The organism is Croceibacterium atlanticum, from assembly GCF_001008165.2.
Classification (GTDB): Bacteria; Pseudomonadota; Alphaproteobacteria; order Sphingomonadales; family Sphingomonadaceae; genus Croceibacterium_C; species Croceibacterium_C atlanticum.
Genome location: NZ_CP011452.2, coordinates 1,672,319 through 1,687,172 on the forward strand (window position 1 = coordinate 1,672,319; position 14,854 = coordinate 1,687,172).

The 14,854-nt window shown below is 63.2% G+C and carries 13 protein-coding genes; 7 read left to right on the plus strand and 6 right to left on the minus strand.

All coding sequences use genetic code 11. From position 1 onward, the window contains the following. The first annotated feature begins 1 nt into the window (after position 1). Positions 2–520, plus strand: a complete 519-nt coding sequence (locus WYH_RS07945; RefSeq protein ID WP_046903415.1) for a GNAT family N-acetyltransferase — start codon at positions 2–4, stop codon at positions 518–520. On the opposite strand, the gene WYH_RS07950 is transcribed toward WYH_RS07945, so the two are convergent. Both WYH_RS07950 and WYH_RS07955 read right to left on the minus strand, forming a co-directional pair. Continuing rightward, positions 502–2,286 (minus strand): cation:proton antiporter domain-containing protein, encoded by a 1,785-nt coding sequence (locus WYH_RS07950; protein ID WP_046903416.1) that lies wholly within the window; start codon positions 2,284–2,286, stop codon positions 502–504. The two genes, WYH_RS07945 and WYH_RS07950, sit on opposite strands and share 19 nt — an antisense overlap. Before the next feature lie 31 nt (positions 2,287–2,317). Next, positions 2,318–3,328: a zinc transporter ZntB gene (locus WYH_RS07955; RefSeq protein ID WP_046904947.1), complete on the minus strand. Its 1,011-nt coding sequence runs from the start codon at positions 3,326–3,328 to the stop codon at positions 2,318–2,320. A gap of 97 nt (positions 3,329–3,425) precedes the next feature. Between WYH_RS07955 and ispG the strand changes: the two genes are divergently transcribed. From ispG to WYH_RS07975, 4 genes are all read left to right on the plus strand, one after another. Beyond that, positions 3,426–4,574 (plus strand): flavodoxin-dependent (E)-4-hydroxy-3-methylbut-2-enyl-diphosphate synthase, encoded by a 1,149-nt coding sequence (gene ispG, locus WYH_RS07960; protein ID WP_046903417.1) that lies wholly within the window; start codon positions 3,426–3,428, stop codon positions 4,572–4,574. 60 nt (positions 4,575–4,634) lie between these two features. After that, complete coding sequence (locus WYH_RS07965) at positions 4,635–5,186, plus strand: retropepsin-like aspartic protease family protein (protein WP_046903418.1); 552 nt, start codon at positions 4,635–4,637, stop codon at positions 5,184–5,186. Between the two features lie 51 nt (positions 5,187–5,237). Then, positions 5,238–6,170: a hypothetical protein gene (locus tag WYH_RS07970; RefSeq protein ID WP_046903419.1), complete on the plus strand. Its 933-nt coding sequence runs from the start codon at positions 5,238–5,240 to the stop codon at positions 6,168–6,170. A gap of 68 nt (positions 6,171–6,238) precedes the next feature. After that, positions 6,239–6,922 (plus strand): murein L,D-transpeptidase catalytic domain-containing protein, encoded by a 684-nt coding sequence (locus tag WYH_RS07975; RefSeq protein ID WP_244877982.1) that lies wholly within the window; start codon positions 6,239–6,241, stop codon positions 6,920–6,922. 6 nt (positions 6,923–6,928) lie between these two features. Here the strand turns inward: WYH_RS07975 and WYH_RS07980 are convergent, their stop codons facing one another. Beyond that, entirely contained in the window at positions 6,929–8,275 is a 1,347-nt protein-coding gene (locus WYH_RS07980) for a L,D-transpeptidase family protein (RefSeq protein ID WP_046903421.1), read from the minus strand. 177 nt (positions 8,276–8,452) lie between these two features. Here WYH_RS07980 and WYH_RS07985 point away from each other — a divergent pair, with 177 nt between their 5' ends. Further along, on the plus strand, positions 8,453–9,337 hold the full coding sequence (locus WYH_RS07985; RefSeq protein ID WP_046903422.1) for a DMT family transporter: 885 nt from the start codon (positions 8,453–8,455) through the stop codon (positions 9,335–9,337). Here the strand turns inward: WYH_RS07985 and WYH_RS16805 are convergent. Then, a complete protein-coding gene (locus WYH_RS16805; protein ID WP_156320093.1) occupies positions 9,334–9,507 on the minus strand; it encodes a hypothetical protein in 174 nt (57 codons plus the stop codon). The two genes, WYH_RS07985 and WYH_RS16805, sit on opposite strands and share 4 nt — an antisense overlap. Before the next feature lie 167 nt (positions 9,508–9,674). Between WYH_RS16805 and acnA the strand changes: the two genes are divergently transcribed. Further along, positions 9,675–12,350: an aconitate hydratase AcnA gene (gene acnA / locus WYH_RS07990; protein WP_046904948.1), complete on the plus strand. Its 2,676-nt coding sequence runs from the start codon at positions 9,675–9,677 to the stop codon at positions 12,348–12,350. A gap of 161 nt (positions 12,351–12,511) precedes the next feature. On the opposite strand, the gene WYH_RS17335 is transcribed toward acnA, so the two are convergent. Next, complete coding sequence (locus tag WYH_RS17335; RefSeq protein WP_082347904.1) at positions 12,512–13,558, minus strand: PEP-CTERM sorting domain-containing protein; 1,047 nt, start codon at positions 13,556–13,558, stop codon at positions 12,512–12,514. A 227-nt stretch (positions 13,559–13,785) separates the two neighbouring features. Further along, on the minus strand, positions 13,786–14,814 hold the full coding sequence (gene ruvB, locus WYH_RS08000; protein WP_046903423.1) for a Holliday junction branch migration DNA helicase RuvB: 1,029 nt from the start codon (positions 14,812–14,814) through the stop codon (positions 13,786–13,788). Positions 14,815–14,854: the final 40 nt, after the last annotated feature.

A 14,854-nucleotide genomic window follows, 5' to 3' on the forward strand; every position in this document is an offset into this window, starting at 1 on the left:
GATGGAACTGCGCCCCGCCACGCCCGATGATGCCCCTGCGCTCGCCCTCTTCGCCCGCAATGCCTTCCACGCCGCTTTCGGCCATCTCTACAAGCCAGCAGATCTGGCCGCGTTTTTCGCCGATGCGCGCAGCGAAGAACGATACCGGGCCGACATCGCGGACCCGGCGAAGCGGATACAGCTTGCCATCGAAGACGGGCGGATCGCCGCCTATGCGCTGATCGTGCTGGGAGAAGGCATTGCGGAACGGCCCGCCCCGCAACCAGTGCGGCCGGTCTTCCTCAGCCAGCTTTATTGCGCGCGGGAAACCACCGGGAAGGGCATTGGTGCCGCCCTGCTGGACTGGGCCATTGCCCAGGCGCGGGAATGGGGCGCCGATGCCATGCAATTATCGGTTTTCAGCGAGAATTTCGGTGCCCAGCGTTTCTATCGCCGCCATGGGTTCGATCATGTGGCCGATATCGATTACTGGGTCGGCGACCACCGGGATGACGAATTCCTCTATGAATTGCGGCTCTGATCCGCATCCTCCCCGCGCAATTGCGGCTGGGTCAGCATGATGTCCCGCGCGGCGTAGAGATCGCCTTCTTCCGACTGCCGCAGCAATCTTTCCTTGTCGCGGTTGCGATAGATGCTGACGGCGTCTTCTATCTGCTTTTCGGACAGGCCCAGCCGGTCCAGCGCCATGCGGGCCATGCGCAGGGCGGATTCGAACACTTCACGCATCACGAATTCGGCACCGCTGCCATGCAGCTTCATCACGCTGCGCCGGTCAAAGGCGCGGACATAAATGGCGGCATTGGGAAAATGTTCGCGCATCGCGCTGACCAGATCGGGCTCCACCTGATCGCGATCGATGCAGAACATGATCACCTGTGCCTGCGCCGCGCCGGCCTGGCGCAGCAGATCCATGCGCGTGCCATCGCCGAAATAGACCTGCGCCCCGAATTCGCGCGCGGTGTCGATCATGCCCACGTCCCGGTCGATCAGGGTCACGTCGATCCCGCCCGCCATCAGCGTCTGCGCCACGGTCTGGCCGAAGCGGCCATAGCCGACGACCAGCGCATTGGCCGTCTGGTCGCTGGGGCCTTCGCGGCTCGCTTCCGCCTTCTTGCCGCCGGGGCGCCTGATGCGGTTATTGGCCATCATCAGGAAAGGCGTGGTTGCCATGGACAGGGTTATGACGGCGCCGAACACGCTGGCCGCGCTGTCCCTGATCAGCAGCGCATCCTGCGCCTGGGCGAAAAGGACAAAGCCGAATTCACCGCCCTGGCTGAGCAACAGGCCGAGAGCGAGTGCGCCCCGCCAGCCCATCTTGAATGCGAGAGCAAGTACGAAGATGACGGACGCCTTCACCGCGATCAGCCCGAAGGCCATGCTGAATACGAAAAGCGGCCTTTCGGCGATCGCCCCGAGATCCAGCATCATGCCCACGCCAAGGAAGAACAGGCCCAGCAGGATCGACCGGAACGGTTCCACATCCGCCTCCAGCTCGTGCCGATAGGGCGTGTCGGACAGCATGACCCCGGCAACAAATGCGCCAAGGGCGGGCGATACGCCGATCTGTTCCATCAATGCCGCTGCTGCGACGACGGTGAACAGCGCGGCGACGACGAACAATTCCCGCTCCCCCAATCCGCCGATCAGGCCGAAAAGCGGACGGATGATGAAACGGCCCGCGGCAATCAGGCCCACCAGCGCCGCCACGGTCAGCAATGCCAGCACCCAGCCGGCGGGGCCTTCCAGATCGGCGGGGTTCCGGCTCAGTGCCGCAACGATCGTGATCAGCGGTATTATCGACAGATCCTGGAACAGCAGGATCGCGAAGGCCCGTTCCCCAAACGGCGTGCGCAGGCGCCCTGCCGATTGCAGCATCGGCAGAACCTGGGCGGTGGATGACAGGGCAAGCGGCAGGCCCAGGGCAATTGCAGCCGCCAGTGTGAAGCTGGTGGTCAGCTGGAGCATGACGATCAGGCCGATCCCGCACAGCGCCACCTGCAACAGGCCAAGCCCGAAAATCTCCCGCTTCATCCGCCACAGCCGGCCCGGATTCAGTTCCAGCCCGACAATGAACAGCAGCAGGACAATGCCCAGTTCCGCGAAGGATACGATCTCCTCCGCATCTCCGACCAGGCCGAGAACCTGCGGCCCGACCAGCGCCCCCGCGACAAGATAGCCCAGCGTGGCACCCAGCCCCATCCGCCGGAACAGCAGCACCGAAGCCAGCGCGAAGCCGAGCAGGATGAAACCGTCGATCAGCACATGCGCGCCTGCCGTTTCTTCCATCACCGCACCTCCATGCGCCGGGGCGCCGCTGTCAGAGCCATTTCCATTTCCAGAACAGCATCAGCTGCATCAGGAAGATTGCCCCGCACAGGCCGACCACGATCCAGAAAGCCGCCGGATCGTCCATGCCGGGCATACCGCCCACATTGATGCCCAGAAGCCCGGTCAGGAATCCCAGTGGCAGGAAAACGGCGGCAACGATGGTCAGGACATAAGTGGTCTGTTCGCTGCGGGCCACGGCCCGCCCGCGAATGTCATCCATCAGCACGACCGCACTTTCCTTGCTGATATCGAGATCGTCTATGTAACGGCGCAGCCGGTCGATGCTCTCGCTCATTTCGCGGCGGTCGTGATCTTCAAACCAGGCGGGCGCGCTGCGGGAAATGGCTTCCAGCGCTTCGTGCTGCGGGCCCATATGCCGTTTCAGCGCCAGGCAATTGCGGCGGATGGTGGCAATCCGGGCCAGGATCATCTCCGCATCCTCTTCCGGATCGGCTTCTTCCAGCTCGTCGATATGGTCATTCATATCGGCGATCGACTGGCTCATGCGGGTGATCATTTCCTCTGTCAGTTCGGTGATCAGCGCGCCTGCATCGCCGGGACCGTCTTTTTCATCGATCCGGGCAAGCACGAAGCGCGGGGTCTGCAACCTCAACCGCCGCAAGGTGACGACTCTCGTCCCGTCGGACCAGAGCTGCATCGTCACCATATCCTCCGGCTCCGCACCGGGGTTGAAATTGATCCCCCGCAGCGTCGCCACCAGTGTTTCCCCTTCGCGGAAGGCACGCGGGCGTGTCCGGTCGCCGGTCAGCAATTCCACGGTCGGTTCGGGAATCCGGAGCTTGTCCTCCAGCCATTCCCACACGCCCGGCCGGTTGCGGCACAGATGCACCCACAGCACTTCGCCCGGTGCCGCAGGCTGCCAATCCTTCGCCTCGTCCCAGCCGATGGGGCGGCCGCCGCCCTTGCCATCCAGAACCCGGCCGAACAGCAGCGGCCCATCCAGGCCGGCTTCTTCGCTGAGAGGCGGTTGTTCGGGCATATCCATGATGTCGCCGATAGTGCGGCCCGAGGCAATCCCCGCTCCGCCTGCCAGCAATGACTTTCGCCAGTAGCTTTGAACCACTATAGAAGGTTCCATGTCTTCCGTACGCCCATGGCGCGATATCGAGCGCCGCCAGAGCCGCCAGATCATGGTCGGTAATGTTCCCGTTGGCGGGGATGCGCCGATCACGGTGCAGACCATGACCAATACGCCCACGTCCGATGCGGGGGCCACGATCGACCAGATCCGCCGCTGCGAAGATGCAGGGGCGGATATCATCCGCGTGTCCTGCCCGGATGTGGAAAGCACCACGGCGTTCCGCCAGATTGCCAGGGCAGCGCGGGTGCCGCTGGTGGCGGATATTCATTTTCATTACAAACGCGCACTGGAAGCCGCCGATGCCGGCGCTGCCTGTTTGCGGATCAATCCCGGCAATATCGGTTCATCCGATCGCGTGGCCGAAGTGGTTCGCGCGGCAAAGGCCAATGGCTGTGCCATCCGTATCGGCGTGAATGCCGGTTCGCTGGAAAAGGATCTGCTGGAAAAATACGGAGAGCCCTGCCCCGAAGCCCTGGTGGAAAGCGCGCTCGACCATATCAAGCTGCTGCAGGATCACGATTTCCACGAATACAAGGTGGCGGTGAAGGCCAGCGACGTATTCCTGGCCGTGGCTGCTTATATGGGGCTGGCCGATGCGGTGGATTGCCCGCTGCATCTGGGCATTACCGAAGCGGGCGGCCTGATCGGCGGCACGGTGAAAAGTTCCATCGGCATCGGCAATCTGCTGTGGGCCGGGATCGGCGACACGATCCGCGTGTCCCTGTCCGCCGAACCGGAACAGGAAGTGCGCGTCGGGTTCGAGATTCTCAAGAGCCTGGGCCTGCGCACACGCGGCGTGCGCGTGGTTTCCTGCCCCAGCTGCGCACGGCAGGGTTTTGACGTGATCAAGACCGTGGCCGCGCTGGAAGACCGGCTTAGCCATATCAAGACACCGCTTTCGCTGTCCGTCCTTGGCTGCGTGGTCAACGGACCGGGCGAAGCGCGGGAAACCGATATCGGCATAACCGGCGGCGGTGCGGGCAAGCACATGGTGTATCTGTCCGGCGTGACGGACCATCACGTGCAGAGCGACGCGATGCTGGATCACATCGTCGCACTGGTGGAAAAGAAGGCGGCCGAGATCGAAGACGGCATGAGCGATGCCGGCAATGCCGACAAACTGCCCGCGGAACCGGCTGAATAGAGCCCGGAGGCGGGGGAACTTTACGCCCGCTTAAGCACAACCCCGCTATTCTTCGCGGCGATGAAATTCGCCCCTGTCATTCTGCTGCTTGCTGCCGCCGGACTCGTCGGCTGGTTCTATCCCGAACTGGCCGGACCGGGCGGCGATGACGTGCAGGCGCAGCAATTGGCGGGAAAGGCGGCAGATGCCGATCCCCGGCCCGAACCCTCTCAGGCAATGGACATGGCGCAGAAGCGCTGGAACGCGGGTGAAATCGTCCTGCCTCGCGCCGCTGACGGACATTTCTATGCCGAAGTCACCGTGGATGGCGTGCCGGCGCGGATGCTGGTGGATACCGGGGCCACGGTCATTGCACTGACCGGGGCGGATGCGCAGGCCATGGGCCATTACTGGACGCCGCAGGATCTGCGCCCCATTGGGCGCGGCGCGGGCGGGCAGGTGCAGGGCGTGCCCATCGTGCTCGACCGGGTAGAACTGGGCGGGATCGAAGCGCAGCGCATACGCGCCATCATCGTGCCTGAAGGCCTGCCGATATCCCTGCTGGGCCAATCCTTCCTTTCGCAAGTCCGCCGGGTCGAAATCGATTCTTCGGGCATGATCCTGGGCAGCTGACATGGAACGAAGGCTGGCCGTTTTACCCCCAACCCCCTTCCCGGACGCAGAATGAAAATCGACAGCATCCTCCCCTATCGCTGGCGCACGCGGCGGGACACGGCGCGCCATAACGAAGCCGTCGCGCGCATTCTCGACACGCCGCCAATCGTCGCGAAGCAGGATGGGCTGGTGCTGTTTTCCATGATCGGCACGGCAGTGCTGCTGCCCTATCTGGTGGCGGTCAAATCCCTGTGGCAGCAACTGGGCCGGGGTCGCATCGCCATTCTGGACGATGGCACGCTGACGGCGCAGGACCGGGCCATCCTTGCCCATCATTGCGGCGATCCTGAACTGATCCGGATGGACATGGTCGAACGCGGCGATTTTCCCAAGGGCGGATGCTGGGAACGCTTCCTGACCATTCTTGACCGGCGCAGCGGTGAATACTGGCTGCAACTGGACAGCGACACGGTGACATTGGGCCCTGTGCCCGAAGTGGAACGCGCCATCGCCACCAATCGCAGCTTCACATTGCTGGGCGATGCGCAGGCGGAAGCCGGGCCGCTGCCACTTTATCAATTCGTGCAGAATTTCTATCCGGACGGGCCTGAAGAAGGGCATGTGCAGACCGTGGTGGAAAGCCGCCTGGGCCGTATCCCGCCGGAACGCGGCTGGCGCTATCTGCGTGGCTGCGCCGGTTTTGCGGGCTTCGCCGCCGGCGGCCCGGGGCGCGAACTTGCCCGCGCCTTCCTGATGCAGATCACCGATATGGCCGGGGAAGAAGGCGCCGCGACATGGGGCACCGAACAGGTGGCCTCCAATTTCCACATCGCCAACGAACCCTCGCCCGTCCTGCTGCCCTATTCCCGCTATCTCAATTACTGGGGGGAGGATTGGGCGGAGGATGCCGCCTTCATCCATTTCGTAGGCACGCATCGCTACAGCAATGGCGCCTATGCCCGCGCTTCACAGGATGCCATCGACAGGCTGCTCCCGGCATAAGCCGAAAGGTGGCGGCGTCCATCTGCGGTGCTGGACAGAACATGCTATGAGAAGGCATGATTTCCTCCGTGGATCGAAGAAACTTCCTGGGAACGGCCGCGTTGGCGGCGGGGGCGCTGGCCTTGCCGCGCAGCCTTGCCGCGCAGCCCGCAACCGCCGATGCGCGCGCGCGCCGTGTGCTGGAAATCGCCAGGCGCGAAGTTGAACGCGCAGGTGATGCGTTGTGGCGCCGGGACATTGCCGGCATCGCCGATTTCGGCGTCCATTCATCCATCCCGCGCTTCCATTTCGCCAATCTGGAAAACGGCACGGTCCGTTCCTTCCTGGTCACGCATGGCGCGGGGTCCGATCCGGAACATGATGGCTGGCTGAACGGCTTTTCCAATGTGGTCGGATCGAACGCGACCAGCCGGGGTCCCTATGTCACCTGGGAATGGTACAAGGGCCAATACGGCACTTCCATCCGCCTTGGCGGGCTGGCCCCGGATAATTCCAATGCGCTGGACCGCGCAATCGTGATGCATTCGGCCGATTACGCGACCGAGACACATGTCGAGAAATGGGGTCGGCTTGGCCGGTCGAATGGCTGTTTCGCGATGGGGCCGGAAAATTTCCGCGAAGCCTTGTGGCACCTTTCCGGCGGACGGCTGCTTTATGCCGACCAGCTGGGCATCGGCGAAGACGGTGAAACCGTCGCCGGCCCGCCGCAGCCGCCGATCAATCCGGGCGGCTCCGACAGGGCAGACGTCTAGTCATCGTCAGATCTGGAGATCGTCGACGATCTCCACCACTTCTTCCTTCGTTTCCCGCGCCCGGTTGGCAATGCGCGGCGCATCCAGGCTGGCCAGTACGGGATCGTCCCGGTCATAGATGTCGGGGAAAGTGGTCAGGTTTCCGTCCACGTCCCGGCCCATAGTGAAATAGGTGATATAGACCGGCATGGTCTTTTCCACCGGCACACGTGTGTAAGTGCCGGAACGGGAGATTTCGATCGCTTCCTCCTTGCTGGCACCCTGGCCGAGAATGGCGATGGTCATGGCCAGTTCCAGTGCCCGCTCCGTGCGGATGCAACCATGGCTGAGCGCGCGATCTTCCTGATCGAACAAATTGCGGGCCGGCGTGTCATGCAGGAAGATTGCATGGGGGTTGGGCATGTCCAGCTTCATCATGCCCAGCGAATTGGCCGGCCCCGGCTGCTGCACCACGCCGATATATCCGTCCGCGCCCCTGGTGGCCTTGTACCCCTTCGCCTTCGCCCAGGCGGGATTGTTGAGCACTTTCTGCCCCAGCCCTTCCCCCTTCACGATGGATTGCGGCACGGTCCAGGTCGGGTTGAAGATCACACCCTCCACCGTTTCCGCCAGCTGCGGCGTGGCCGTGCGCCCCGGCTTGCCGACAATCGTCTTGTAGGACCGGACGATCTGGTCGTTCACCGTCAGGCGCAGGCGATATTCCGGCACATTGGTGATCAGATATTGCCCGCCCAGATCGCGTGCCAGCCAGCGCCAGCGATCCATATTGGCGCGAATCATGGCGCGCTGCTGCGCATCGTCTTCCGGGGCTTCGGCCAGCGCCGCCTTCAGCGCGGCATAGTCAGGATGGGTCGGGTTGAGCGAGGCGAGCGTGCCTGAAACATCGCCGCTTTCCAGCGCCTGCCGCATCAGCTTGCCCGTGGGCAGCAGATCCGGATCGGGATCAACCACGAACCATTGCTTGCGCGCGGACATGGGCGTGCGCCCGTCGCGCAGATCCTCTACCAGCCAGGTGAAGCTTTCGCTCGCCAGCGCGTCCAGCTCTGCCCCTTCGCCGATCTCGATCGCGGCGCGCAGCGGGCCAGGGCGGTAATCGCGCGGATCGAGCCCTTCGGCTGCGATACCTTCGATCGCTTCCAGCAAGGCGCTGGCCCGGTCGGCTGGCCAGCGCATGACCTGCGGATATAGCGGCGCCTGCGGTTCACCCAGCGGCTGGATGACCGGGCGGGAGACAACCTCCACCGCATCCTGATCCAGCACCTGCTCGGCCTGCAGCGCCTGCGCCGCAGCCATTGCCGGAGCGGCAAGAGCCGCACCCGCCATGAGGAGGGAAATGCGCTGGAAAATTCTCATCTCGTGTTGGGCCCTGTAAAATATCGCGCACCGGGATGATGGATTCGGGTCCACCGCGCGGCCGCTGCGATTCTGTCCTTTTTCTCAATCCGCTATCCAGCGCCACTGCTTTCTGGCGCCTGAATCGGCATTGCTGTGCATTTCCCCGATAAACGCCAGCGCCTATGGGCCGGTTCCATGACGCGCGAACATCACATTCTGCCCTTTGTGGCGACCCTGGCCGGTGTGGCGCTGTTTTCGCTGATGGATGCGCTGATGAAGGGCGCGACCATCGCCATCGGCGCCTATAGCGCGTTGCTGCTGCGCAGCGCAGTCGGTTTCGCGCTGATTACGCCGGTCTGGCTTGCGACCCGCAAGGAACGGCCAAGCCGGGAAGCGAAAAGACTGCATGTGGTGCGGGGCATCGTCGCGGCGGCAATGGCCTTCACATTTTTCTGGGGAATCGCGCGAATCCCGCTGGCGGAGGCAATAGCGCTGGCCTTCACCGCGCCGCTGATCGCGCTTTATCTCGCAGCCGTCCTGCTGGGGGAACGAATCGGCAAGCGGGCGGCCTATGCCTCGCTGATGGGGCTGGCCGGCGTGGTGGTGATCGCCGCTGGCCGCATGAGCCTGCCCTCAGCCGATCCGGAAGCGGCCAAGGGCATCGCCTCGGTGCTGCTTTCCTCCATACTCTATGCCTGGAACCTTATCCTGCAACGGCAGCAGGCGCTGGTGGCCAGGCCGGCGGAAATCGCCACATGGCAGAATGGCGTGACGGGCGGTGCCCTGCTCCTGCTCGCGCCCTTTCTCTTCGTCACCCCCGGACGGGATATCTGGCTGGGCATTTCCGGCGCGGCGGCATTATGGGTCGGCGCATCCATGCTCTGTGCCTGGGCCTATGCCAGGGCGGAAGCACAAGTGCTTGTTCCGCTGGAATATTCCGGCTTTCTCTGGGCGGCCCTGTTTGGCTGGCTATTCTTTGCCGAACCGCTTCGCTGGCCGCTGGTGGTGGGCGCCTGCCTGATCGTGATCGCCTGCTGGATTGCCGCCCCGCGCAAACGGCCGGAACAAACTTCCGCCTAATCCTTTGTCGGTTCTTCTTCCGCCCGCTCCTCGGCCGGATCATCGCCCAGGCCGGATGATTGCCAGACCAGCCCCAAAGCGGCCCCGGCAAACGCGGCCAGCGCCAGAACCAGCGCCATCATCCAGACATGCAAAGGCTCCTTCCGGCGGCCTGCCTGTCCTGTCTGCATCGCTTCGCCCCTTGCATTATCCGTGCGGGGAACCCGGCACAGTGCGGACGGGTTCCCCTTAATGTGGCCTTGACGAGGCGCGCGCGAACGCGCAACTGCCCAAGCAAAATCCGGGCCGCCCTTTGCGCCTAGACGGCCGGATCAGCAACAGGAAGGATCTCGCCCATATGACTCAGGTCGGCAAGAATTCGCTCGATACTCGCAGCACTCTCGAAGTGGGCGGGAAGAGCTACGCCTATTATTCGTTCAAGAAGGCTGCGGAGAAAATCGGCGACATTTCCCGCCTGCCCTTCTCCATGAAGGTGCTGCTGGAAAACCTGCTGCGCTTCGAAGATGCCGGTTTCACCGTTTCGACGGACGATATCCAGGCCATTGCCGACTGGCAGAAAAACCCCGTGACGGGCGAGGAAATCCAGTATCGCCCGGCGCGAGTTCTGCTGCAGGATTTCACCGGCGTGCCCTGCGTGGTGGACCTTGCCGCCATGCGCGATGCGATCAAGAAGCTGGGCGGCGATACCGCCAAGATCAATCCGCAGGTTCCCGTGAACCTGGTGATCGACCACTCCGTGATGGTGGATGAATTCGGCCATCCCAAGGCGTTCGAGCATAATATGGAGCTCGAATATCAGCGGAATGCCGAACGCTATGACTTCCTGAAATGGGGCGCGAAGAGCCTCGACAATTTCAAGGCCGTGCCTCCGGGCACCGGCATCTGCCACCAGGTGAACCTGGAACATATCGCCCAGTGCGTGTGGACCAGCGAAGATGAAGACGGCCAGATGGTCGCCTATCCCGATACCTGCGTCGGCACGGACAGCCACACCACCATGGTCAACGGCCTGGGCGTGCTGGGCTGGGGCGTCGGCGGGATCGAGGCCGAGGCAGCGATGCTCGGCCAGCCGATCTCCATGCTGGTCCCCGAAGTCGTCGGCTTCAAGTTCACGGGTGAACTGGCCGAAGGCGTGACCGCCACCGATCTGGTGCTGACCTGCGTACAGATGCTGCGCGAAGTCGGCGTGGTTGGCCGGTTCGTCGAATATTTCGGGCCGGGCCTTTCCACGCTCAGCCTGGCGGACCGCGCGACGCTGGCCAATATGGCGCCCGAATATGGCGCGACCTGCGGCTTCTTCGGCATTGACGAAAAGACGCTGGATTATCTGCGCCTGACCGGCCGCGCTGAAGACCAGATCGCGCTGGTGGAAGCCTATGCCAAGGAACAGGGTTTCTGGCTGCACCCGGACATGCCGGAGCCGGTTTTCACCCAGACACTGGAACTGGATCTGGGCAGCGTCGTCCCCTCCCTCGCCGGGCCGAAGCGGCCACAGGACAAGGTCGTCCTCCCCGAAGTGGACGAACTGTTCAACAAGGATCTGAAAGAGCTTTACGGCAAGGATTCGCCGGTCCGCGTGCCCGTGGAAGGCGCCAATCACGATATCGGCGATGGCGATGTCGTGATCGCGGCCATCACCAGCTGCACCAACACGTCCAACCCGGATGTGATGGTCGCCGCCGGCCTTGTCGCCAAGAAGGCCAACGAATTGGGCATGAAGCCCAAGCCATGGGTCAAGACCAGCCTGGCGCCCGGATCGCAGGTCGTCACCGACTATCTGGAAAAGGCCGGCCTGCAGGATCATCTCGATGCGATCGGTTTCGACCTTGTCGGCTATGGCTGCACCACCTGCATCGGCAATTCCGGCCCGCTGGCCCCGCCGATCAGTGCCGCAGTCAACAATAACGATATCGTCGCGGCCAGCGTCCTTTCGGGCAACCGCAACTTCGAAGGCCGCGTTTCGCCCGATGTGCGCGCGAACTTCCTCGCCAGCCCGCCGCTGGTGGTTGCCTATGCGTTGAAGGGCACGGTCACGACCGACATGGTTTCCGTGCCGATCGGCCAGGCCAAGGACGGATCGGACGTGTTCCTGAAGGACATCTGGCCCAGCAATCAGGAAGTGGCCGATGTGCGCAACAGCAGCATCGACCGCGGCATGTTCGAAGCCCGCTATGCCGATGTCTACAAGGGCGATGAGCACTGGCAGGCGATCGACGTGGTCGGATCGGACACTTATCAGTGGCGCGCCGGCAGCACCTATGTCGCCAACCCGCCCTATTTCGACGGCATGGAGATGACTCCGGCTCCGGTTACCGACATCCTCGAAGCCAAGCCGCTGGCCATCCTGGGCGATTCGGTCACCACCGACCACATCAGCCCGGCCGGTTCGATCAAGGAAGACAGCCCGGCCGGCCAGTATCTGCTGGCCAACCAGGTCTCCAAGGCGGATTTCAACTCCTACGGCTCGCGCCGCGGGAACCACGAAGTGATGATGCGCGGCACTTTCGCCAATATCCGCATCCGCAACGAAATGGTTCCGGGCATCGAAGGCGGCATGACGACCTACAAGGGCGAAACCATGGCGATCTACGACGCGGCGATGAAGCACAAGGAAGACGGCACGCCGCTGGTTGTCATTGGCGGCAAGGAATACGGCACCGGTTCCAGCCGCGACTGGGCAGCCAAGGGCACCAATCTGCTGGGCGTGCGCGCGGTGGTCGTGGAAAGCTACGAACGTATTCACCGTTCCAACCTGGTGGGCATGGGCGTTCTGCCGCTGCAGTTCACCGGCGGCGACACGCGCGAGACACTGGGCCTGACCGGTGAAGACAGCTTCACCATCAAGGGCCTGGCCAATCTCACGCCGGGGCAGGACGTCGAAGTGGCCGTCACCCGGCCCAATGGCGACAGCTTCAGCTTCACCGCCAAGTGCCGGATCGATACCGCCAACGAAATGGAATACTACAAGAACGGCGGCATTCTGCACTACGTGCTGCGCAAGCTGGCCGCCTGATCGGCCTGCCGACCGGACAGAAAACAGAAAGGGCCCCGCCATCGTGCGGGGCCTTTTCATATCTGCTGAAGTCTATCGGATGCGCCCTTGCCGCAAAGAAGAAGGGCGGCCTGCGGGGCCGCCCTTCACCTGACTGGTACGCAAGGTAACGGAAGGTACCGTCAGGCAGCCTTCTTGTTCTTCATGGCCTTCCTGCGCCGCCGCGCGAAAACCGCGGCCGCACCCGCCCCGAACAGCAGCAACATCGGCGGTTCCGGAATATCGGTGCCGGAAGAAGTGCTGGTCGTGGTGGTGCCACCCGAACTGGTCGAGGTGCTGCTGGATGTCGAACTGCTCGTCGAAGTGCTGGTCGAACTGGACGTGCTCGAACTGGACGAAGACGAAGAGGAGGAAGACGAAGACGAACTGGTGCTGGTCGACACGTTGCCGGATGTCGAAGTGGACGTCGAAACATTGCCAGACGTGGAGGTGGACACGTTGCCGGAGGTCGATGTCGAGACATTACCCGATGTCGAAGTGGACACATTCCCCGAAGTGGAGGTCGTGGTCGACACATTTCCCGAGGTGGAAGACGTGGTCGAAACATTGCCCGAAGTGGATGTCGTCGTCGACACGTTACCGGAAGTTGAGGTCGAAGTCGAAGTCGACACGTTGCCCGATGTCGTGGTGGTCGTGGTCGTCGTCGTGCTGCTCGTGCCGTCGTCACCGCCGGAGCTGGAAGATGAACTGCTGGTGGAGGAGCTGCCGCTTGTAGAGGAGCTGCCACTGCTCGAAGAGCTGCCCGTGGTGGTGGTGCTGATATCCACGCTGGCCGAGCCGCCGCTACTGCCGCCGAAGAAGCCGCCGAAGAAACCGCCACCAAAGCCGCCGCCATATCCACCCGAACCGCCGATCACGATCGGCTGGGCGCCGCCACCGGCGATGATGGGCTGGACCGGCGGCAATTCCGGCAGAGGCACCGGAACCGGCACCATCGCATATTCAGGCTGCTTTTCGATCACGCGGCGAGCGGGCTTTTCCTGCTTGGGAATGACGCGCTTCGCCGGCTTCTCCTTCACATATTTGACCTGCTGGACCTTGCCGCCCTTGCCCGACTTGTATTCCAGGTCGGCCGATTGCGGTTCGGCAACATGCACGGCGCCACCGACGACAAGCGCGCCACCTGCTGCTGCGGCAGACAGTTTCGCGAGGGCGGTTTTTACCGACATGGGCAGTCTCTCTTACGCGTTGCGGAACAGCTGATCGGCCCGAATGGCGCCGCCGCTGGTCCTGTTGGGCACACCAACACGCGAAAAACCTTTCCCGACAATTGCCTTTGCAATGTTTTTGGGCTGCCGGAGCTGTTTTTTCAGTCCCGGAACGGGATGCGAACCCGCTTTGTCCCGATCTGGAACCAACCAACGGCCGATTCCAAATGAACTGTTAACTGTTTTGACTATTTCCCGCCGTCGAAAAGACCCGTCTGCGATCCTGGGGGCGGGGTGATTCCCAGGTGATTCCACCCTGCATCATTGAGGCAGCGCCCGCGGGCGGTGCGTGCGATCAGGCCCAGCTGGATCAGATATGGCTCGATCACTTCCTCAACCGTGTCGCGCGGTTCGGAAAGGCCGGCGGCCAGCGTTTCAACACCCACCGGCCCACCCTTGTAGATATCCGCGATCATGGTGAGATAACGCCGGTCCATTGCATCCAGGCCGAGCGAATCGACTTCCAGCCGGGTCAGCGCCCGGTCCGCCACTTCGGCGCTGATCGTGCCGTTTCCATCGACATGGGCGAAATCGCGCACCCGGCGCAGCAGCCGCCCCGCCACGCGCGGTGTCCCGCGTGAACGGCGGGCGATCTCCCGCGCGCCGCCCGGCTCCATCGTCATGCCCAGCAGGCCCGCGCCGCGTGTCACCACCTGCTGCAATTCCTCCACCGTGTAGAAATTGAGCCGCACGGGAATGCCGAAACGGTCCCGCAAGGGCGTGGTCAGCAGGCCCTGCCGCGTGGTCGCCCCCACCAGCGTGAAGGGCGGCAGGTCGATGCGGACGCTGCGCGCAGAAGGGCCCTCGCCAATGATGATGTCGAGCGCGCGATCTTCCATCGCGGGATAAAGCACTTCCTCCACCACGGGATTGAGCCGGTGAATCTCGTCGATGAACAACACGTCATGCGGTTCTAGATTGGTCAGCAAAGCGGCCAGATCGCCCGATTTGGCGATGACCGGGCCACTGGTGGCGCGAAAGCCCGCGCCAAGTTCCCTGGCCACGATCTGCGCCAGCGTGGTCTTGCCCAGCCCCGGCGGGCCGAAGAACAGCACATGGTCCATCGCCTCCCCGCGCCCACGCGCGGCCTCGATAAAGACGCGCAAATTCTCCCGCGCGGCCGCCTGGCCGACAAATTCGCCAAGCGATTTCGGCCGCAGCGCCGCATCCGCGTCTTCCGGCTGGCGTTCGGGTGAAAGATCCGGGTTGGTGCTCATATGAACGGGTTCAGCGTAATAGCTTGTTGCCGCAGCAATG